Annotated in this window: 18 protein-coding genes; 6 read left to right on the forward strand and 12 right to left on the reverse strand. The window is 48.9% G+C overall.

The genetic code is table 11. The features are described 5' to 3' along the window. Positions 1 to 60: 60 nt before the first annotated feature. Together OB13_RS02315 and OB13_RS02320 are read right to left on the reverse strand one after the other, a co-directional pair. A complete protein-coding gene (locus tag OB13_RS02315) occupies positions 61 to 495 on the reverse strand; it encodes a hypothetical protein (RefSeq protein WP_461488531.1) in 435 nt (144 codons plus the stop codon). A gap of 41 nt (positions 496 to 536) precedes the next feature. Further along, positions 537 to 1,091 (reverse strand): GNAT family N-acetyltransferase, encoded by a 555-nt coding sequence (locus OB13_RS02320; RefSeq protein WP_461488532.1) that lies wholly within the window; start codon positions 1,089 to 1,091, stop codon positions 537 to 539. Positions 1,092 to 1,426: 335 nt separating this feature from the next. Between OB13_RS02320 and OB13_RS02325 the strand changes: the two genes are divergently transcribed. The 5 genes from OB13_RS02325 (at position 1,427) to OB13_RS02345 (ending at position 6,146) form a co-directional block, all read left to right on the forward strand. After that, entirely contained in the window at positions 1,427 to 2,062 is a 636-nt protein-coding gene (locus OB13_RS02325) for a hypothetical protein (protein WP_461488533.1), read from the forward strand. Between the two features lie 122 nt (positions 2,063 to 2,184). Then, complete coding sequence (locus OB13_RS02330; RefSeq protein ID WP_461488534.1) at positions 2,185 to 3,081, forward strand: helix-turn-helix domain-containing protein; 897 nt, start codon at positions 2,185 to 2,187, stop codon at positions 3,079 to 3,081. Positions 3,082 to 3,204: 123 nt separating this feature from the next. After that, positions 3,205 to 4,212, forward strand: coding sequence for an aldo/keto reductase (locus OB13_RS02335; protein WP_461488535.1), 1,008 nt, complete (start codon positions 3,205 to 3,207; stop codon positions 4,210 to 4,212). A 42-nt stretch (positions 4,213 to 4,254) separates the two neighbouring features. Then, positions 4,255 to 5,454 (forward strand): aldo/keto reductase, encoded by a 1,200-nt coding sequence (locus tag OB13_RS02340; protein WP_461488536.1) that lies wholly within the window; start codon positions 4,255 to 4,257, stop codon positions 5,452 to 5,454. Between the two features lie 113 nt (positions 5,455 to 5,567). Then, positions 5,568 to 6,146, forward strand: coding sequence for an NAD(P)H-binding protein (locus OB13_RS02345; RefSeq protein ID WP_461488537.1), 579 nt, complete (start codon positions 5,568 to 5,570; stop codon positions 6,144 to 6,146). A 195-nt stretch (positions 6,147 to 6,341) separates the two neighbouring features. On the opposite strand, the gene OB13_RS02350 is transcribed toward OB13_RS02345, so the two are convergent. The 6 genes from OB13_RS02350 to OB13_RS02375 form a co-directional block, all read right to left on the reverse strand. After that, positions 6,342 to 7,103: an arylamine N-acetyltransferase family protein gene (locus OB13_RS02350; RefSeq protein ID WP_461488538.1), complete on the reverse strand. Its 762-nt coding sequence runs from the start codon at positions 7,101 to 7,103 to the stop codon at positions 6,342 to 6,344. An 83-nt stretch (positions 7,104 to 7,186) separates the two neighbouring features. Further along, entirely contained in the window at positions 7,187 to 7,825 is a 639-nt protein-coding gene (locus OB13_RS02355) for a CatB-related O-acetyltransferase (RefSeq protein ID WP_461488539.1), read from the reverse strand. 188 nt (positions 7,826 to 8,013) lie between these two features. Further along, complete coding sequence (locus OB13_RS02360; protein WP_461488540.1) at positions 8,014 to 8,769, reverse strand: class I SAM-dependent methyltransferase; 756 nt, start codon at positions 8,767 to 8,769, stop codon at positions 8,014 to 8,016. Positions 8,770 to 9,147: 378 nt separating this feature from the next. Continuing rightward, complete coding sequence (locus tag OB13_RS02365; RefSeq protein WP_461488541.1) at positions 9,148 to 10,479, reverse strand: glycosyltransferase 87 family protein; 1,332 nt, start codon at positions 10,477 to 10,479, stop codon at positions 9,148 to 9,150. Next, positions 10,479 to 11,957 (reverse strand): glycosyltransferase, encoded by a 1,479-nt coding sequence (locus tag OB13_RS02370; RefSeq protein ID WP_461488542.1) that lies wholly within the window; start codon positions 11,955 to 11,957, stop codon positions 10,479 to 10,481. The genes OB13_RS02365 and OB13_RS02370 overlap by 1 nt, the downstream gene beginning before the upstream one ends. A 9-nt stretch (positions 11,958 to 11,966) precedes the next feature. After that, on the reverse strand, positions 11,967 to 12,659 hold the full coding sequence (locus OB13_RS02375) for a glycosyltransferase family 2 protein (protein WP_461488543.1): 693 nt from the start codon (positions 12,657 to 12,659) through the stop codon (positions 11,967 to 11,969). A 136-nt stretch (positions 12,660 to 12,795) separates the two neighbouring features. Between OB13_RS02375 and OB13_RS02380 the strand changes: the two genes are divergently transcribed. Beyond that, on the forward strand, positions 12,796 to 13,284 hold the full coding sequence (locus OB13_RS02380) for a peroxiredoxin (protein WP_461488544.1): 489 nt from the start codon (positions 12,796 to 12,798) through the stop codon (positions 13,282 to 13,284). A gap of 76 nt (positions 13,285 to 13,360) precedes the next feature. Here OB13_RS02380 and OB13_RS02385 read toward each other — a convergent pair whose 3' ends face one another. From OB13_RS02385 to OB13_RS02400, 4 genes are all read right to left on the reverse strand, one after another. Continuing rightward, positions 13,361 to 13,927, reverse strand: a complete 567-nt coding sequence (locus OB13_RS02385; RefSeq protein ID WP_461488545.1) for a hypothetical protein — start codon at positions 13,925 to 13,927, stop codon at positions 13,361 to 13,363. Between the two features lie 137 nt (positions 13,928 to 14,064). Beyond that, positions 14,065 to 14,667 carry a hypothetical protein gene (locus OB13_RS02390; RefSeq protein ID WP_461488546.1) on the reverse strand — a complete coding sequence of 201 codons (603 nt, stop codon included), beginning with the start codon at positions 14,665 to 14,667 and terminating at the stop codon, positions 14,065 to 14,067. A 243-nt stretch (positions 14,668 to 14,910) separates the two neighbouring features. Continuing rightward, a complete protein-coding gene (locus OB13_RS02395) occupies positions 14,911 to 15,153 on the reverse strand; it encodes a hypothetical protein (RefSeq protein WP_461488547.1) in 243 nt (80 codons plus the stop codon). Between the two features lie 313 nt (positions 15,154 to 15,466). Next, positions 15,467 to 19,093 carry a T9SS-dependent M36 family metallopeptidase gene (locus OB13_RS02400; protein WP_461488548.1) on the reverse strand — a complete coding sequence of 1,209 codons (3,627 nt, stop codon included), beginning with the start codon at positions 19,091 to 19,093 and terminating at the stop codon, positions 15,467 to 15,469. Positions 19,094 to 19,538 lie beyond the last annotated feature (445 nt).

The raw sequence follows: 19,538 nt of genomic DNA on the forward strand, positions 1-19,538 counted from the left end.
AAGAAGGGATCCCTGCTTACGGATAGGTATTGGTAGCTTTTGTTGTATACTGGATGTATACTAGGTTGTTTTAGAAACGGCCAACGGATGTCTGAATAGTACGATACTGTAGCCGATGGCCAACAAGGTATAGCCGACGGCTGCCACCCAGATCAGAATAGGTAAACCCGGTTCGGACAATACCGCTTTGATCAAAGCAAGTCCCGCTATAGAAAAATGGGCACAATTTGCCACGGCGATCGGCCGGTTGTAGATGCCACCGATACGACCTGTTTTCATCATCCAGTTCAGCATTCCAAATGCAAAATACAGAGCGCCCAGCACCTGCAGGATCAACAGAAGCGGCACACTGTATTCTATACCAGCAAGACTTAAAAGTTCATCTGGCAAAAAGGTCAACGCTAAGCCAGCGCTTCCCTGTAAGAGGGCACTTGTTGTCATCAGAATTTTTGTGTTCATCTTTTTTATGGTCTTCGGGTGAATGTCGAGCAGCAAGCCTGCTGCAGTTTAGGGTAGGGCTGAGGTACCTGCGCAGATCAGGATTTAAGGTAAAGCGTTATTTTTTCGAAGTTGTCTCTTGTCAGTTTCCAGCGGTTGACTTCCTGTTCAAAGTTGAGCGAACCCGGGGTGGTCGTGTAGCGCTTTTGAAATTCAAAGCCTACCCGTTCCAGTGTTTTGTTTGGCGCCGGGTTCAGGGCATACGGTTCGCAGTAGAGGACTTTGAGTTTAAGATTGTCAAAAAAGTAAGGAAGTGATTTTCTGACCAGTTCAGTCCCGATTCCCTTTTGTCTGTTTTCCGTTTGCCACAAGTGCAGATGCATGTGAGCGAAGTTGCCGAATTCAATGGAGCTTACATTGGTATGCCCGACAGGTTTTCCTGCTACCAGCCAGATCAAGGCGTATGACTTTTTTTCTTCATAGGGTAGATTGATCTGTTGGAGCAACATGTTTGTCCATGCTTCTCTGGTCGGTAGTTTTCCAAGGTCAACGCCCATACCTACCAGAAAGTCAGGCTCGGATTCTAGCCAATAGTTAGTTATCAGCTCTATATCCTCGATTTGAATTTCTCTTACTGTTAAGGACTCCTTCATTTTTCTTGATGCTAATGTGGCAGGTTAACACAGGCGTTTCTTTTTGTTTTTTCCGGTATGTTTTTCCTTTGCGCGCAGACTAATTAACTGACAATCAAGATAAAGATTTATTTTATAAAAACGGTGATCAGAAGCAAACCGATTGTGCCTGCGCAACCCCATTTTCTTGATTTTATCACATCAATCTTTTTCAGGCTGACGAGGCTCCTTTGTAAAGAACTTTGCTCCAGAAGCATCAATTGTTTGAAATCCTTAATGATTGGTTTGAAATTCGTTAGTCAGCCGTTTGCCAATCCTATATTTTTGCAGGTCAATACCCTCTGAATTACAAGTTAATGAAATTTTATAAAGCTTTATTTATAGTAGCTACCAGTACACTTACCCAAATACTCTTACCAGTTGTTGCCTTTTCCCGACCCGTTGTCAAGGTATCGAGTAGTAAAAACGCAGAAGCGATAAAAAAACACGCCGAAGTATACCTGGCGCATCTGGGTGTCCAGGAGAACATTCACCTGGTCATCACGCTATCTTCTAACATGTCTGAAACACTGCCCGGTATAACCATTCCGCTTCCATCGCCGCAACCGGGTATTGAACAGAAGTTCATGGTCTTGATAAATGCCAACTTAGATAAAGCGGCACGAAAACTTGTGCTGGCCCATGAAATGATTCATGTGAAGCAGTATGCAAAAAAGGAACTGGTAGTTGATGTGGAAGGGGTGACCTGGATGGGCAAAAAAATTCATTACTCTCCTGCCAAAAATCTGCGAATGCCTTGGGAAAAAGAGGCCTATCACATTGATCATCCCTTAGTCAGGTTAGTCCAGGACGCACAGCTTAAAGACAAAGGTACTTTAGCTAAGGGGAGTCCTGCCTCCAGGCTGAAAAACGTATCCGGGTGTGGTAGTGAGGAGAGTAATGATGTCAAAACGAACAGCCTTATTCAAACAGAAAATATGAGTATCCATTAGAGGAAAAGTATCTGAAAAACCAGCGAAGTTATAATGACGCTCCCTGTGAATACCCTTCGGCATGCTCAGGTTATCTTAAAATGGTAGCTACCATCCTGTTTGAAAATCGTAAAGGAAGGTAAATGAACAAAGTTGAGACCATAGAAGAGTTTTACAAAGCGAAGAATTGGTTGCCGGAAAACCTCCGCAACGAGATCGGGCATTTCAATGTGTTCAGGCTGGAGCCATTTGTGGGGGCGAATGCCAGGTCCGTTCCTTATCGCCGAAGAGACTACTTTAAAATAACATTGGTTATTGGAAGCGGCCAGGTGCACTATGCCGATAAGGTCGTGGAGGTTCAAAAACATGCACTCGCCTTCTCTAATCCGCAGATACCTTATAGTTGGGAAAAGAGAGACCAAATTCAGGGGGGATACTTCTGCATTTTCACGCCAGCCTTTTTCCACCAATATGGTGACCTGAATCAGTATGCTGTTTTCCAGCCGGGCGGAACACCCGTAATTGAGCTAACGGAGGAGCAGACAGAAAAGGTAAAAGGCGTGTATGAACGCATGCTTGAAGAGATAAACTCTGATTACACGCACAAATATGATGTCTTGCGGAATCTGGCGCTTGAGCTGGTACACCTGGCCTTGAAAGCACAGCCCGCTGCAAAATATGATAAACAAACCATAAACGCCTCACAGCGGATCACTTCTTTGTTCACAGAGCTGCTGGAGCGTCAGTTTCCAATTGATAACACCCACCAAAAGGTACAGTTGCGTACAGCAGCTGACTTTGCCGGTCAGTTAAATATTCATGTCAACCACTTAAACAGAGCGGTAAAAGAAGTTACGGAAAAGACAACTTCCCAACTAATAGCCGAGCGTATTTTGCAGGAGGCAAAGATCTTACTCAAGCATACCGCCTGGACGGTATCTGAAATTGCCTACGCCCTGGGTTTTACGGAAGTAACCCACTTCAACAACTTCTTCAAAAAGCATGTCCCACTAAGCCCTCTGAAGTTCAGGAATGTTTGAATTTCGTAACAGGTTATTTGATTCTCGTTATCATTCGCCCTCTTGACACACTAATTTTGTTTCCATAGTAAAACAGTGTATATGCCTGACAGTTAGCGTATACATTTTTAAATATTATCAACTATGGAAACAAATATTAAAAAAAGAAAGCTTGGCAAGAGTGGATTGGAAGTCTCTGCACTTGGGCTCGGTTGTATGGGTATGAGCTTTGGCTACGGCCCGGCTCATGACAAAAAACAAATGATTGCTCTCATTCGGAAAGCATTTGAGTTGGGAGTAACCTTTTTTGATACAGCTGAAATATATGGACCGCTTACCAACGAAGAATTGGTGGGTGAAGCATTGGCTCCTTTTCGTGATCAAGTGGTGATAGCTACCAAGTTTGGCTTCAAAGCAGCTGCGGAAGGAGAAAGACATTGGAGCGCTTTGGATAGCCACCCCGAACACATTAAAACAGTGGTGGAAGGATCGCTGAAAAGGCTACAGACCGATGTGATTGATTTATACTACCAGCACCGTGTAGACCCTGATGTGCCCATTGAAGAAGTAGCAGGAGCTGTAAAGGACCTGATTCAGGCAGGAAAAGTAAAGCACTTTGGGCTTTCTGAAGCAGGTGCTCAAACAATTCGCCGGGCACATGCCGTGCAACCGGTCACTGCCCTGCAAAGTGAGTACTCGTTGTGGTGGAGAGAACCAGAGCAAGAGATCATCCCTACACTGGAAGAGCTTGGAATTGGTTTCGTTCCGTTTAGCCCCTTGGGTAAAGGGTTCCTTACCGGCAAGATTGATGAAAGCACTTCGTTCGACAGCACTGACTTCCGCAACGTTGTGCCGCGTTTTACACCGGAAAACCGAAAAGCCAACCAGGCATTGGTAGAACTGTTAGGTAAAGTGGCTCAAAAGAAAAGTGCCACACCTGCTCAGGTTGCTCTTTCCTGGCTATTGGCGCAGAAGCCTTGGATCGTACCCATACCAGGAACTACAAAGCTACATCGACTAGAGGAAAATATTGCCGCTGCCTCCATTGAGCTCTCATCAGAAGATGTTCAGGAAATCGATACTGCATTTGCTGCCATCCAGGTGCAAGGAGCAAGATACCCGGAACAGATGCAAAAGAGGATTGACCGGTAGGTGAAGCTGCAAAATCTATTTAACCACAAACTTATAACAGCTATGGCAGAAAATCCCAAAAGTGTAGAGCAACAAAGCCCACAGCACAGCAATCATCTGTACAATACAAGGCCATCCGACCGTCGCAATTTCCTGAAAATAGGTGCCGCACTGGGAGCAGCCTTAATGGTGCCGCCTGCTTTCAGTCAGGTCCAGGCAGGTGAAATGACTACGCCGGCACATAGTCGTTCCGGGCAGATTAAAATAGACAAGCGCCGCACACTGGGGTCGGGAAAACACAGCCTGGAAGTGTCTGCACTTGGGCTGGGCTGCATGGGCATGAGTTACCATCGCAGCTTTATTCCGGATAAAAAAGTATCCATCGCTGTGCTGCGACAAGCCGTTGAGATGGGCGTTAATTTTTTTGATACTGCTGAAGCCTATGGGCCGTTCACAAACGAAGAATTGGTTGGGGAGGCACTGGCTCCTGTACGAAAGGATATATTACTATGCAGCAAATTCGGGTTCAACATTCAGAATGGCCAATTGGCGGGTTTAAACAGTAAACCGGACCATATTCGAAAGGTTGTTGAACAATCTTTAACAAGGTTAAAAACAGATCACATTGACTTGCTTTACCAGCACCGGGTTGATCCTGATGTTCCGATTGAAGATGTTGCCGGAACGGTGAAAGATTTGATCAAGGAAGGAAAGGTGAAACATTTTGGTCTTAGCGAAGCCAATGCACAGACGATCCGGAAAGCCCATGCTGTTCAGCCTTTGACAGCCCTCCAAAGCGAATACTCCCTGATGACCAGACAACCGGAGCAGGATGTAATAAAAGTGTGCGACGAACTCGGAATCGGCTTTGTGCCCTACAGTCCGCTGAGCAGAGGTTTTCTTTCGGGCTTCATCCATGAGCGAACGAAATTTAACCCGGAAAACGATAACCGTCCTTCTTTGCCCCGTTACCAGCCCAATGCCATTAAAGCCAATTGGGCAATGATCGATGCCCTTACTGCGTTTGGAAATCCAAGAGGACTGACTGCAGCCCAAGTGGCATTGGCCTGGTTGCTGGCTCAAAAACCCTGGATCGTTCCTATACCCGGCACCACGAAACTGGCAAACTTGCAGGAAAACCTCTGGTCAGCAGACTTTGCGTTCACTGCCAATGAATTGAAAATATTCACTGAAGCAGTTTCTCAAATTAAGATAGTGGGTGATCGCTATACCGGCCAGTCAGCAAAACAGGTGGGAAAATAACATTCATAGCAATAGAGTAAAGGGGTTTATTTCACTTAAACAAGCTCATTGAAAAGCTAAATTTGGTGCAATCGGACCGCTCATAATTCTTGTAAGACCTTGATCAAGCAAGCATGAAAAATGTAATCATATTGGGTGCCAGTGGCAACATTGCCAGGCACGTTATTGATATGTTAGTAAAGAGGAAGGATATCAACCTGACCCTGTTCCTGCGGAACCAGAACAGGTTAAGAAAGGACAACGTCTCAGGCTGCCGTATAGTTGAAGGGGATGTATTGAACTATGATCAACTAAAAGAAGCTATACAAGGGCAAGATATTGTATATGCAAATCTTGCGGGAGATCTTGAAGCTATGGCAAAAAACATTGTGCGTGCCATGGAAGAAACAGGAGTTAAGAGAATCATCTTTATCAGCTCCATAGGCATCTACGACACGCCTTTGAAACCTGTATTGAAGCCATATCGAAGAGCTGCTGATGTAATAGAAGCATCCGATCTTGATTACACTATCTTGCGGCCCAACTGGTTTACCAGCGATAATGAAGTGGACTATGAAATAACCAGAAAGGGCGAACCGGAAAAAGGCTCCGTGATCTCGCAAAAAAGCCTGGCAACCTTCATCACGAAAATCATGGAGACTCCCGAAAAGTACATCCGTGAAAATCTGGGCATTCATAAACCAAATTCTTAATAATCACTTTGTGAATCGATCAGTTTCCGAGTTTTGTTTCTTACTGCTCTTTGAGTGATTGCATTTCTTACTGTGCTTTCAGCTCAATATCCTGAAAACATGGAGCATAAGACTGTTCGCAGAGGATAATGGAAGAAGTATAGTGAAATTGCCACTGAAAGCCGTGCTAAACGCGATTGTATTTGTAAATGTTAGTCAGTAGTTGGAAGAGGTATACTGTACATTAAAATAATCTCTTAAAACCTGTTGGACTTCGTCTTCATTGTTTAATGGCCTTTCTGAAACAGCACCATTGGTTGTTATTTTAAGTGTATTTCCCTTTAATGTGATTCGGCCTTCAGGTGTAGGCAATGAGCAAATTGGTTTTTGTGTGAAGTGAGATTCCGGGCTTGTCTGGTGAAAGTGGCACATTTCCAGAAACTCATCTACTTGTCTTTCCTGTTCAGTGAATAAGTATTCCGGTATAAAGTCGCCCTGGGGGTTCTTTTTCTTCACTACCAGATAGTTTTCCTCACCTTTCTCCATTTTGAAGAAGCCTCTCGGATCCGGAAGTTCTGTGTTTAGTTTAATAGGGAGGGGATGAAAAGCAAACTCGCCAAAGCCTACATCCACCAGATAATTTTCATTACCGATAGTAGCTATTATGGCCATATGGTCAAACTCCGGACCAAAGCCTTCATAATCGAATACTCTTGCAGACACCAGCTTAACCTGAAAGCCAAGATGAGTTAATAACTGGTAAAACAAACCGTTTAACTCGTAACAAAAGCCACCTCTGTTTTGCTTGACAACCTTATCGTACGAATTTCCTAAGTCGATTTTAGTTTTATGGTGAATGTCCAGGTTCTCGAAAGGAACATGCATTAGATGAGCTTGTTGCAGGTGTGCGAGTACCTCTAATGTGGGTGTGAGCTCCCCGTTATAGTTAATTCGTTTTAAATAAAGCCTCGTGTCCATTTCTTTGTTTTTTATTCCTTGCTGCTAATAGGTTTGCAAAGGCTGTGGAAGGGCATAGACTGAGTTTACAGACTGTGTCTGAGTTAGCGGCCGCTTTGCTCCTGAGTTAAAAAACTAAAGTTGTTATCGGAGAGATGCTGGACATTACGTGTTATTTTCTCAATGTCCCAGTTCCACCATTGTGTCTCTAAAAGCCTGTTGATCTGGTCCTCTGAAAAGCGCTTTCTGATTTCCTTCGCCGGATTCCCACCTACAATGGCATAAGGTGCTACGTCTTTTGTGACAATGGAATGGGCTGCAATTATGGATCCGTCTCCAATTGTTACGCCTGCCATTATGGTCGCTTTGTACCCGATCCATACATCATTGCCTACAAGCGTATCTCCTTTATCAGGGTAAGTTTTTCCGTTCATTGCGCTTTTCCAGTCTTTCCCGAAGATGGCAAACGGGTAGGATGAAATCGCATCTGTCAAGTGATTTGCTCCATTCATGATGAAAGAAACCCCTGACGCAATCATGCAGAACTTCCCGATGATGAGCTTATCCCCTATAAAGTCAAAGTGGTATTTGACATTTTTCTCAAAATTACGGACGTCTTCAAAATCATCATAGTAAGTATAGTCCCCTACTATGATATTGGGGTTCGTCACAATGTTCTTCAGGAAACAAAGCCTGTCATAATGGGCTAAAGGGAAGCTTTCATTCTTATCAGGTATAGGCATGGGTTGTATCTTTTTGGTTTAGATGACTGCCAACAAGAAAGCTTTAAGAAGGGCGGGAATACGGCATTCGGTCGCCTCGTCTACTACCTTTTTACGCTTGTTGATTTATCGTTGAAAGATAACAATTTAGCCTGGCTTTTTTAGAGTCGCTGATGTGTGCTGTGCAACTATTCTAAGCTGCCGCCCCGTCACTTCGCTTTCTTGTGAATGACGCTGAGGATTGCCTCGTCTTCGAGTATGCAAGTGCAGGTAACTTCGCCGGCAGTGGCCAGTTCCTTCGTTACGTTTATTTTTCGGTCCCACTGATCGCGAATAATGAAGTCGCCGTTCTCGCAGGTGAAGTTCCACTGATGTAGCTGTTGGTACTGCTCTCTTTTTCCCTCATTCTCGGCATGGTAGAGGATGACATAGCCCCGCGGCTTGCACACGGCCAGCATCTGCTCGATGGCCTGCATCGGATGCGCCGTATGGTCGATTCTGTTCTGCCCATGTACAATAGCAAAGGCGTTCTGTCCAAACTGCTCCACCAGTTTCTCGGCGTCGGCAAAAACCGTTCGTACCAAAGGTTCCATTCCAAGCTCTGAAAGCAGACGATCATACTCGCTTGCCAACAAGTCGGTCGCGGTGATGACGAGCTGTTTGGAAGGATGCTTCTTGCCAAGCTTTGTTATCGGCCCGGAGCCCACGTCCAGGATGTGGACAGGATTTCCTTCAATGCGATCAATGTAGGTAGCGACATGGTCCTGAATCGGCTGATTGGGATCAAACCGTTCGTGGAAATCCTGCGGCCATTGCAAACCACCGCTCACAAACCAGTCTCTCCAAAACTGTATCTCTTCCTCGAGTGCCTGCGAGCGGCCTAATGACGGTATCCGCTGCTTCAGCCAGCGACGCAATCGCTGGGGAATCTTTTTTACGGCGATAGGACTTTTGATTCGTACCATGGGGTTTAACAATATTTTTTATGGCTGATATCGGTATTATACGAATATAGTATAATACTTAGGTAATATTAAATTTAAGAAACAATAAAAAATATATGGATAGGTATAAATATTTGCAGATCTTTCTTAATTCGGTAGGACGAAATTTAAGTGTTAGCTGTGTTGTTTCATCCCCTCATAGAATACAAAAACGGGGAGTATCCTGTAAGAAAACTTAAACTGAAGGCTACTTTCAAGGTATAGCGCACAGCTACTGTACAATCCTAATAGTTAGTAGTTTATTTATTCAGATCGGCGGCTAAACCTAATTGACTTTATGTTAAATATAGGAAAGTTCTATTATTAACTGACACTCCGAAAACAAAAATACCTTACCTGTTATTTGACCAGGTTCGCGTACTTTTTCTGTTGCCGGTAGAGGTATAGCTCGGCCAAGAGCCACAGGGAAACCATGGAATACTCCAGTGCGACCAGCCACAGGTTTTCGGTATAGGAACTGGTGCGGTAGGCAGCATAACTCATCAGCGACAAACCCGACCAGACAGCAGCATAACGGAAATGGCTCATGGCAGTAAGCGCTACCAGCGTGGTGATGTACCAGGGATGTATGGTAGTCGACAGGAACAGGTATACCGTGAGGGATACAGCCATGTAACCCGCCAGCCTCCTGACAGAGCCCAACCGGTTTGTAACTGCCAGTGCCACTACGGTAACAAGTATAGCCAGCGACAGAAGCGGGCCGATCACTGCGATCTGGTTATACCCTGTCAGTCGCAGGCCGAGCCATCGCAGCAGGTAATACACACTGGCATTAAACTCGAAGCGCTGGATGTATAGCTCTATACTCTGGAAAAAGTTGCGGAGCACCTCCAGGGGCAGCAACGGGAAAAATAGTATACCCAGCGCTGCCAGCAGGATCGCCCCGAAAGCCAGAAAACGCCGGAAGCCCAGCCTGCGCCAGACGAAGGGCAGGAACAGGAGTGGCAACAATTTGGCACCTACAGCCAAAGCAAACGGAACGGCGGCTATGAGGTACCGCTGGTAATGCAACTGGTACAGAAACAGCAGCAGGAAAAAGATCATCAGCGCCTCCATATGCAGGTTGCCCGTCAGCTCCAGGATCACCAGCGGGTTGAGGGCATACAGCAGCGTATACCGGTCGGGCAGCCCCATGCGGCGCAACAGGCGGAGCAGCAGAAAAATTGAACCGGCTTCCGCCAGGATGATGATCAGCCGCATGACGAGCACACTTCCTAACATGTCATGGGGCGAGAGCGTGACAGCCAGCCAGAACACGCCTTGGGCAACGGGCGGGTATACGCTATAATATTCCGGGGAATTCAGTTGTTGAAACAGCTCGGGTGTAATGCCGGCCAGCTCCGGAGCCGCAGTGCTCAGGTAGTAGGAAGGCAGGTGCAGGTATGGATTTTCGCCGGAGAGCAGCAGTCGCCCATCCCACACAAAACGGTAGTAGTCATCTGAAAGCGCAGGTATAGCAAAGAGGAACAACAGCCGGAAAAACAGGGCCGCCGCGATGCCATGCCAGATGTTCAGTTTCTGGGTCGTGACATAGGTATAGGCGCCGAAAGCTACCAGCGCCAGCACCAGCAGCTGCGTGAAGTTCTCGCGCGGCGTAGCATAGCCCAGCGCCAGGTAAGCCAGAGCAGAGATACCCAGTGCTACATAAGGACCTGCCTTCGTCTGTTGCATTACGATGCGCGCTTGCTATGAAATAAGGTATAGAAAAAGACAGCTCCGAAACCGATGGCCAACATCAGATGGAAAGGCAGCAGCCCATAGTCCCGGAACTGCAGGGCCAGAAAGATGCCGTACACAAAGTAGGCAGCCAGCAGGCCTTCTGCTATCGTCAGAGGATGTATACTTGTGATCGTGTATGCATGTTGTTTCCAGGAGTCTTTTGCTTGTACCAGGTTGTGTTTGGGCGTTCGGATGAAAGGCGTTTTTCGCCCCATGTAGCCTTCCAGCACGGCAATGCTGTTGTGCAGCGACATGCCCATGGACATAGCCAGGAACAGGAAAAAGTCCGGAAAGAGCTGCCGGGTTGCCTGCCAGAAAGAGCGGCTCTGGTGGTAGAGCGTGGTCCAGTAAAAGAAGGTGAGCGCAAAAAGACTCAGCAGCAGCAGAATGCCCAGCCGGAAGAGCATGGCCAGGTAGGGGGCATCCTGTTTGAACACCAGCAGGGGCACACTCAGCACAGCCGAAAGCAGCACACAGAGGAAAACGCTGCTGTTGAGCAGGTGGAAGACGGCATGCAGTTTGGTCGCATACCCTTGGTCGGAGCGGAGTACCTGCAGCAGGTGCTTGCGGGCTGTTTCAGCAGCGCCCTTGGTCCAGCGGAATTGCTGCGACTTCAGGGCGCCCATGGCAGCCGGAAGCTCAGCCGGCGATTCCACCTCCTCCAGGTATACGATCTCCCAGCCCCTGAGCTGTGCCCGGTAACTCAGGTCCAGGTCCTCAGTCAGCGTATCAGCTTGCCAGCCACCGGCATCCCTTATACATTGTTTGCGCCATACCCCGGCCGTGCCATTAAAATTGATGAAATGCCCGCCCCTATACCGGCCACTTTGTTCCACAGTAAAGTGCGCATTCAGCCCAAACGCCTGCAGCCGTGTCAGCAGGGAATAATTTTCGTTCAGGTGGCCCCAGCGGGTCTGGACTACGCCCGTGTTCGGGTGTTTGAAGGCTACTACAGTCCGTTTCAGGAAATCCGGTTTCGGGACAAAATCAGCATCGAAGATAGCGATGAATTCTCCGCTTGCCTGTTCCAGCCCATACTGCAGGGCACCGGCCTTATACCCGCTGCGGTCTGCCCTCCGGATGTGCTGTATGGCTATACCTTGTTGCTGCAGCGGTGCGATCTTTTGCCGGATCATGTCCGTGGTATCGTCGGTGGAGTCGTCGAGCAGCTGGATCTGCAGTTTGTCCCAAGGGTAGTCCAGCTCTGCGACAGCATCGATGAGCCGCTCCACCACATAGCGCTCGTTGTAAAGCGGTAGTTGCACGGTCACGGCCGGCCAGGTATAATCATCAGGTGTTGGCAGGGGAGGGCTTGTTTTTTTCCGGAGCCAGTATAGGATAGTCAGGTGCAGCTGCACCAGGCTGTAGCAGAAAATGAACGCCAGACTCAGACTGTACACCACCAGCATTATGATTTCGAGGGTCTTCATGCTGTTGAATTACAGGTATCTGAAAATGGTGAGTATGATCTTGTATCCGGCCAGTACGGTGCCCTTCACGGTGCCGGATACTTTGGAAATCCCGATCCGTTTCCGGTAAGAAACCGGTACTTCCATATAGCGTATCTGTTTTCTGGCTGCTTTGGCCTGCATCTCTACCGTCCAGCCGTAGGTGCGGTCGCGCATGCCCAGTTGCTGCAGTGAGCTGAAGCGGATAGCCCGGAAAGGCCCCAGATCGGTAAAGGAGGCACCATAGAACCAGCGCAGCAGGGTTGTGGCCAGCCAGTTGCCGAAGATCTGCTGCGGCAGCATGGCACCTGATTCGCGCCGCCCGAGCGCCCGGGAGCCGATCACCATGTCTGCACGGCCTTCCAGTATCGGTTGCAGCAGCAGGGGCATCTCTTCGGGATAGTCCGAAAAGTCACCGTCGAGGAACACGATGATGTCGGGGCGTGTGGTGGCGGGCTTGGCCGTAACATAGGCTATTCCTTTCAGGCAGGCATTGCCGTAACCGGCGTTTGGCTCCAGCAGCACGGTCGCGCCGGCTGCCTGAGCTACCGCAGCCGTCCGGTCGCTGGAATTGTTGTTGACTACGATCACCTCCTGCACCAGCGCGGCTGGTATGGCGGCTATTACGTTGGCAATGGATCTTTCTTCGTTGTACGCGGGTATGATGACGTCGATCAGGGACATTCTGCAAAATTGACGAAAATTATTCTTCAAAGCTATCCGCTTTTGGATTGGCTTTTCTGATAATTAGTGTGTTACCTTTGCAAATTGAACCATTCGCTGGCAGATTGGTTTGTATAAAGTAGTATTAATTTTTCTTATGAGTAGAGAAGTAGTTAAGATTGGAGATAAAGCCCCTGATTTCGAATTACAGCGTCTGGATGGTGGTTTTTTCCGGCTTTACGAGTTGTTGAAAGAAAAGAATGTAGTGCTTTATTTCTACCCGAAAGACAGCACGGCAGACTGCACCCGACAGGCCTGCGAATTCCGCGACCATTATGACCTGTTTAAGGAGCTGCAGGCCGAAGTAGTTTGCATCAGCTCCGACAAACCAGACTCCCACAAGCGGTTTGAGCGGGTATACCGCCTGCCCTTTACGCTGCTGAGCGATACTGATGCCCAAATACGCAACTTGTATGGGGTTCCACGCAGATTTGGTATCGTACCCGGACGAGCGATCTACGTGATTGACAAGACCGGTAACGTGCAGTATGTGTTCAACTCGCTTTCAAAGCCGGCTGAGCATGTGCAGAAAGTGCTGGACGTGCTTTTTGACCTGAATCATGAAACGGTAGCTAATTTTGCTTAAATAACCTGTATCACTTAAAAAGGCGGGCCCGGTACTTTCTCAAGTACCGGGCCCGCCTTTTTTGATTGCTTGCGCTTTACTGCATCAATTGCAGCTTCTTGCCATCGTAATACTCTGCACTCAGGAAACCAAACTGTTTGTTGAACCGCAAGCGCTTCAGGTTGGTGGTTTTGGTGCTGTCGGTCTTTACGATTTCAAACACGTTGCTGTAGGCGACATTGTTTATCGTCAACGTAGCGTAAGTGGGTTGCGCTTCATTTATCTCAAATTCGCCACGCTCCTCCACTACGATCACCACCTGGAGGGTGTCAGGTTTTTTTAAAATATAAGTGGCAAGGCCGGGGTATTTATTCTGTGGATCTTCGATTGAGCTGAAGGCCTGTACATCGTATTGTTCGATGCAATCACTTGTTGTGCTGAAGCCCTCACCGGGTACCTGCTCGGAAAGAAGCGCCGTATTGACAAAGTTAACTTGCTGGTTCGTTTCATTGATAAAGTAAGCAGAATCTCCGCGTGAGTAGACGAGCCAGCCTGCTTCATCCTCTGATACCTGCGTAACAGTTGTGTCGCAGTCCTCTTGGCACGATGAAAAAAGGAATGTTGAGAGCAAAACTGCTCCCATTAGTTTGATAGAATTGGTCATCTGGGTGTGTAAAGGTTTAATATGTTATCTGTAAGAAGTAAGTATACGCAGCAGGATGGTGGCTGCTGCAGGTATGATTCCTTTTCAACCCGATTGGTTGCAAGCTCTGCCAGATTACTTGTTTTAAATTTAACCTTCTATCCCGGAACCCGCTCCAGTACCTTGTTTTTGAGCACGCTATCATTATAATATACCACCCGCAGAAAGCCAAACTCCTTGTTAAACAGGATCCGGCTCACCCCCTGGGTGCTGCTATCGGGGTTAATGATGCTGAAGACATTGGTATACGTGACGCCCTTAACCACTAGCGACGCGTGTTGCGGCGTGTTGATATCCGGGATCTGGAAATTTGCACGATTGCTAACAGCCAATGTCACCTGGAGATCATTCGGCCGCTTCAGGGCAATGACCGAGAGGCCGGGCAGCTTCTTTTTAGGAGTAGTGCTCGATTCCTGCATCACACTTGCGCGACGTGTGTCATATTGCTCAATGCAGGCATCGGTTACCTCAAAACCTTCGCCCGGCACCGGATCAGAACTTAGCCGGGTATGCGTAAACGTGTATACTGAGTCACGCTCATCAGCCATCTTTAGGGTAGCACCTTGGCTATAGACGGTCCAGGAGGTTTCTTCAGGCTGAAATGGGGTGATGACGCTGGGGGCGCAGTCGTTGCAGGAGCTCAGGAGCAGCGTGCCGCAGCACAGGCCTGTAGCCAACAGGGTAGAGATCGGTTTCATCATCAGGGGTATAGCTATACCGCAAATTAACGAACTTAATCCCTGAGATTATTTAAAACTTAAAGAATACTATCTAACGGGGCTGAGGGCAGTAGGGAAGGAGGGAACCGGGGAAGCTTTCTATACCTGTTGCTATACCTGGCAGATCAAAAAAAACAGTTTAGCTTTTCCCAGTGTACGATGCTGCAAGAGCCTCTACTTTCAGGAAAAACTAAACTGCCTTTAGCTGGCCGGTTTATTCGTCAACTAGCGATTCTGCACCCGTACCGGAACAAGTTCCTGTTGGAGCGTTGGCCTGAAGATCAGCCACAACACTACGCCGAAGATGGTACCCGTCAGAAAAGCCGGCAACACAACCAGCAACCCATGTATGCCCCTGCTTTCCGCATCGTGGTATACCCATACCAGCATGAATATGACAAGCAGCGAGTAGATTGCAAATGTCAGAAAGAAAAAGACACTTGCTATGTTCGGTGTTAAAGCTTCCATTGGTATTAAGTTAAAATACATGATTTGAGCTATTCGTTGAGCCCTCTACTAATTAAACAGCCAGGAGATTATTAAGTTTATAAATATTTTTAGATTACCCTAGTATTTTAAGTGATATACGCCTGTAATATTGTATTTTATTGAATTTCGCCACCCGATCGCCTGCATCCGGCAGGCGACTAGGCCAGGAACAGACGCTCGGGAAACTAAAAAGAGAAAAAGCAGCAACAAGCCAGGTAGAAAACAAGCATGCATTAAAAAGAGAAAAGCCACCTCCAGGGGAAAGTGGCTTTTGCTCGGGGTTTATAGTTTGTTATTTTCTGATGATCACTTTATGGGTGCTGGTCTCATCTCCCACCGTGACGGTGAAGTAGTACAGACCGGTTGCCATACCTTCCAGAGACAGGACTGTGCCGCTGTTTGCTTCGTCAGCCGATAGCTCCTGCTGCCTCACCTGCTGGCCATGCGCATTGGCCACCCTCACCAGTACCTTTCCTTCCGTCTGCTGAGCCAGCTTCAGGGTGATCCTGTTTTGGGCTGGGTTCGGGTATAGGATGTCCTGTGGCTGTGCCGCTACTGCCGTTGACACGCTGGTCTGGCTCAGCATACCTGCTTTCAGCACCAGGGTTTCTGTGGTCGCACTTGCATCTCCGCCAAAGCGGGACGTGACATAGGCTGTGCTGGTCACCGTGGTCGGGTTGGAGACAATGTCTACATCATCCACATACCAGCCTGTTGCGCCGGTCAGTACATCGGATCCCATTCTGAAACGGACCAGGACGCTCTGGCCTTTGTAGCTGCTCAGATCGGCTATCGTCTGGATGTACCCGTTGCTGCCGCCCGTGAAAGCAGGGCCAACTACAGTAGAGGCGTTGGTTAACGGAATATTTCCATTGTAGCCGTTTTGTATCATCTTGCTGCCCAGGTTGGTCCAGGTAAGACCGCGGTTCGTGCTGATCTCCACCACGCCGCCGTCAAAACCATTTTCGGTTGCAAAGCTGTGCCGGAAGCGGAGCAGGGCATTTTCCCCAACGGTGACCGGCTGGGCTGTAACCAGGTACTGGTCACTGAAGGCATCCGGATCGACAGCAAACCAGGAGGAGGTGCCGCTGTACGCGTTCTTGGTGCTCAGTTGCCAGTCGCTCAGACCTACGCCATGGGAGATCTTCCACTTGCTGCCGCCATTCTCCATGTCATCCTGGAAGTATACCGTAGTGCCGGTTCCTTTATTCACCCGCACTTTGAAAGAGCGTTCGAGGGACTCGCCCTGCGCCATTTTCACAGCTTTGAAGGTAACCACCCCTTTCGTCAGTTTTGGCGCATCGGTGCCGGACTCCTGCACAAAAACAGTTCCTTCAGGAAGCGGATTGGTCAGGGTAACCCCACTCACAGCACCTGCCGTTTCGTTTGTCACGCGGATGTTGTAGGTGAGCACGGCCCCGTCTGCTACAGGCGATGGCGTTGCTTTCAGGTTAATAGCCAGTTTCGGGTTACAGGAGGGAGGCATATCGAAAGCCTCGGTCCCGTCGGTCAGGTCGTCGTTGCTGCCCTGGGTGGCGCTGAAGCCGAGGCCGCGCTTGGCAAAGGCCTTCCAGATGTGGCATTCGTTTGCGCCACCGTTGTTGATGCGGTCAGCTGCCAGGATAGCGTCGCGGGCATCGATGAAGCCGGGGCTGCAAGGCTGCAGTTTCAGACCATCGATCACCAGTTGCAGGGCGATGTTGTTGCCGCCCTTGCCACTGTAGATGTCCGGGTCGTAGCCATACTCATCGATCAGGTTCCAGGTCAAGTCCCACAGCATGGTCGCCCAGATGAAACCGACGCCATGCGGTACGGAGATCTCCGGATTGGAAATCATGCCGTATGTATAGGGGTTGATGCCCATGTCGGTGCTGTAAGGGGCAGGGCGTATACCGCCACCGTCCGTAGACTCAGACATGACATAGGTGCCGATGCCGCGGCGCTGCGGGCCTGTGTCGCCTGCTTTCATGGTCATGTACAGGCCAAAGAAATCACTCCAGCCTTCACCACCCTGCTCAGCACCTGTCAGGCACTGGGTGCTTGGGCCACCGGTGAGGCGCGTGGAGATGCCATGGCCGTATTCGTGGGCAATGATGCCGTTGTCCAGGTCACCGTCCCGCAACGGAGGCACACCCCCTTCGCGACGGAGCGCACCTGTCAGACCCTGGGCCAGGGCTGTTTTCAGTTTGTCACCATCTGCTTTGCTGATCATGATGGCAGGTATAAGCACCAGTGCTCCGGTTTCATCACCTCCCATCGACATGGCCGGGCCATCGGCGTTGTTGATTACAATGATGGCGGTTGCGCCGGAAGCCTGGGCATTCAGAGCTTTGGAAATAAAGGAGCAGTCTCCCCGGTCTACCAGAGCGATGTTGCCGGTTATTTCGGTTTGGTTATTAAAAGGCAGGGGAACAGAGCCAGCCGGAAGTTCCGGTGCCGCGTTACAGCCGTTGGCAGGATCTGCCAGCACGATCTTACCGGTAACACCTGTTTCATTGATCTCTGCACCGAAGGCTGCCTGTATACCGGTATAGGAACCAGCGACCGCTGAAGGAGAGGTAATATGAAGCAACTTAGCGGGAACGGAGGAGGTCCAGAGGTACATCTGCATGCGTCCCGGTATACCGTCCTGCAGCGTCAGGAAGTTGGCATTGTTAGTGCCACCGCCATCCTGGGCCTCGGCCATAACGCCATCCAGGCTTGCGCCTTCGCCCGTCAGGTTGGTTTGCTGAAAGTTTCCGCTTACCTCATCAAAACCAAACTGGTAAAAAACGTCGTGCATGAGGTTGTTCCAATAGAACAGGTTGGTGGTCGCCGCTTTCACATACGTATCGGGTTCCTGTGTAAGGTCCAGCGGGAAGTCAAAAACCAGGTTAGTGCCGCCATCCGGGCTGGTACCGGCGTTTGCTCCCAGCCGGTCTTCGTAGGCATGCACGTTGTTGCCTTTGGTGATGGTATAGGAGACGATGCCGTCGTTATGCCAGCCAAGTGGGGAGGCAGCTGCGTTCTCTTTGCCTGTCACCAGGCTCCTTTCGCCGTGGCTTGGTGTTTCGAAAGGCACGTCGTATACCCGGTAAGAACCACTCGAGGCAACAGCAGCAGCGGCCACAGAGCGGGGAGCCAGGGCTTGGGTATAAAAGTCCTGCTGTGCTTTCAGGCGCTCCTGTTTACCGGCTGTTCTGCCCGGGCTGCTTTGCTTTGTAAAGGTCTTTTCCTGCCCGGGTTCATCTGTTACCACAGGCAAACCCCAGTTGTCATGAATGACCAGGTCTTGCTTTTTGAGCACGTTTCCGGTTGCTGCGTCCACGCGCATGTTCCAGTAGTGCTGTGCATCCAGGTTGTAGATGTCCACTTCCCAGGCCAGGCGTACCTCCCCGTTTGGCATAGGCTGATACACCAGCTTGGCGGGAATGGGAGAAAGCGATACGCCTCCGTCACTCAGCACGACAGCCTTGGCTGCAGCTGCCAGTTTGGGGCCGGGCGCTTTGCGTTCTTTGATCCTGAAAGGTTCTTTTACGCGGAGTTTGAGGTTGGAGGCAGCCGCGTTGGCTGCCTGTTCGGCGGAAAGGGAAGCGCTGCTGCTCTTGATCGCCCCCCGCAGGTTGGGTATAAACCGGTTGCCCATGTTGATCACTTGGCCATCGCGGTCTATGTTGATGTTGATATTGGCATCTACTACCTCGATGCCCTGGAAGCGCTGACGCAGGTAGATGTGGGTCACTCCGCTCTTTTTGCTCACATACTGGTCCGTCACGATATAATCTGCAAGGTCAGCGGCGCTTAACTTATAGTCAGCTTTTTTCAGGTCAATGTGCCTGAGGGCAACATCCAGGGCTGACTGGGCTTTTGCAGTACCGGAAGTCAGCAGGAGAAGTAGCCCCAGAAGGTAAAGCAAGTGGTGAGTTACGTTTAGTCTCATAAAAGATGTTTTAGAATTAGAAATGCTACATATGGTATTAAAAATTAAGTGATACTGACCAGGTGATAGTTTTCGTAGTTGTACTATGCAGGTATGAGGCGCGGCTCAACAGAAGACAGGGAGCCAGCCGAAAAGATAAAAATAACAAGGTATAGCCGGCGCACCACCTGTTGATAATTTTGCATTACGGAGGTTCTGAGCGGGAGGATATTTGTGTTGCAACATCATTGAAACCAGAATTGTATGCAATATTGCACCCTGTAAAGTGATGAAATGTTTATTTAAAGCAACAGATAGCCTTAAATTCATAAAAAGCGGATATTGCGCCTGTAAAGCGCTAAAACCAGGTATAGCATAAGCAAAAACTGGCGGATATTTTAAGCGGGCAGGAAGCTTCTTGTTGTTAATTAATTTAAATTTAAACTATACCTATATCGGGATAGGT

It is taken from the genome of Pontibacter sp. HJ8, from assembly GCF_054824225.1.

Bases quoted from the DNA above. Each gene is read 5' to 3' on its own strand.
- OB13_RS02320 (WP_461488532.1), bottom strand. From the start codon at position 1,091: ATGAAGGAGTCCTTAACAGTAAGAGAAATTCAAATCGAGGATATAGAG.
- OB13_RS02325 (WP_461488533.1), top strand. From the start codon at position 1,427: ATGAAATTTTATAAAGCTTTATTTATAGTAGCTACCAGTACACTTACC.
- OB13_RS02330 (WP_461488534.1), top strand. From the start codon at position 2,185: ATGAACAAAGTTGAGACCATAGAAGAGTTTTACAAAGCGAAGAATTGG.
- OB13_RS02335 (WP_461488535.1), top strand. From the start codon at position 3,205: ATGGAAACAAATATTAAAAAAAGAAAGCTTGGCAAGAGTGGATTGGAA.
- OB13_RS02340 (WP_461488536.1), top strand. From the start codon at position 4,255: ATGGCAGAAAATCCCAAAAGTGTAGAGCAACAAAGCCCACAGCACAGC.
- OB13_RS02345 (WP_461488537.1), top strand. From the start codon at position 5,568: ATGAAAAATGTAATCATATTGGGTGCCAGTGGCAACATTGCCAGGCAC.
- OB13_RS02350 (WP_461488538.1), bottom strand. From the start codon at position 7,103: ATGGACACGAGGCTTTATTTAAAACGAATTAACTATAACGGGGAGCTC.
- OB13_RS02355 (WP_461488539.1), bottom strand. From the start codon at position 7,825: ATGCCTATACCTGATAAGAATGAAAGCTTCCCTTTAGCCCATTATGAC.
- OB13_RS02360 (WP_461488540.1), bottom strand. From the start codon at position 8,769: ATGGTACGAATCAAAAGTCCTATCGCCGTAAAAAAGATTCCCCAGCGA.
- OB13_RS02365 (WP_461488541.1), bottom strand. From the start codon at position 10,479: ATGCAACAGACGAAGGCAGGTCCTTATGTAGCACTGGGTATCTCTGCT.
- OB13_RS02370 (WP_461488542.1), bottom strand. From the start codon at position 11,957: ATGAAGACCCTCGAAATCATAATGCTGGTGGTGTACAGTCTGAGTCTG.
- OB13_RS02375 (WP_461488543.1), bottom strand. From the start codon at position 12,659: ATGTCCCTGATCGACGTCATCATACCCGCGTACAACGAAGAAAGATCC.
- OB13_RS02380 (WP_461488544.1), top strand. From the start codon at position 12,796: ATGAGTAGAGAAGTAGTTAAGATTGGAGATAAAGCCCCTGATTTCGAA.
- OB13_RS02385 (WP_461488545.1), bottom strand. From the start codon at position 13,927: ATGACCAATTCTATCAAACTAATGGGAGCAGTTTTGCTCTCAACATTC.
- OB13_RS02390 (WP_461488546.1), bottom strand. From the start codon at position 14,667: ATGATGAAACCGATCTCTACCCTGTTGGCTACAGGCCTGTGCTGCGGC.
- OB13_RS02395 (WP_461488547.1), bottom strand. From the start codon at position 15,153: ATGGAAGCTTTAACACCGAACATAGCAAGTGTCTTTTTCTTTCTGACA.
- OB13_RS02400 (WP_461488548.1), bottom strand. From the start codon at position 19,093: ATGAGACTAAACGTAACTCACCACTTGCTTTACCTTCTGGGGCTACTT.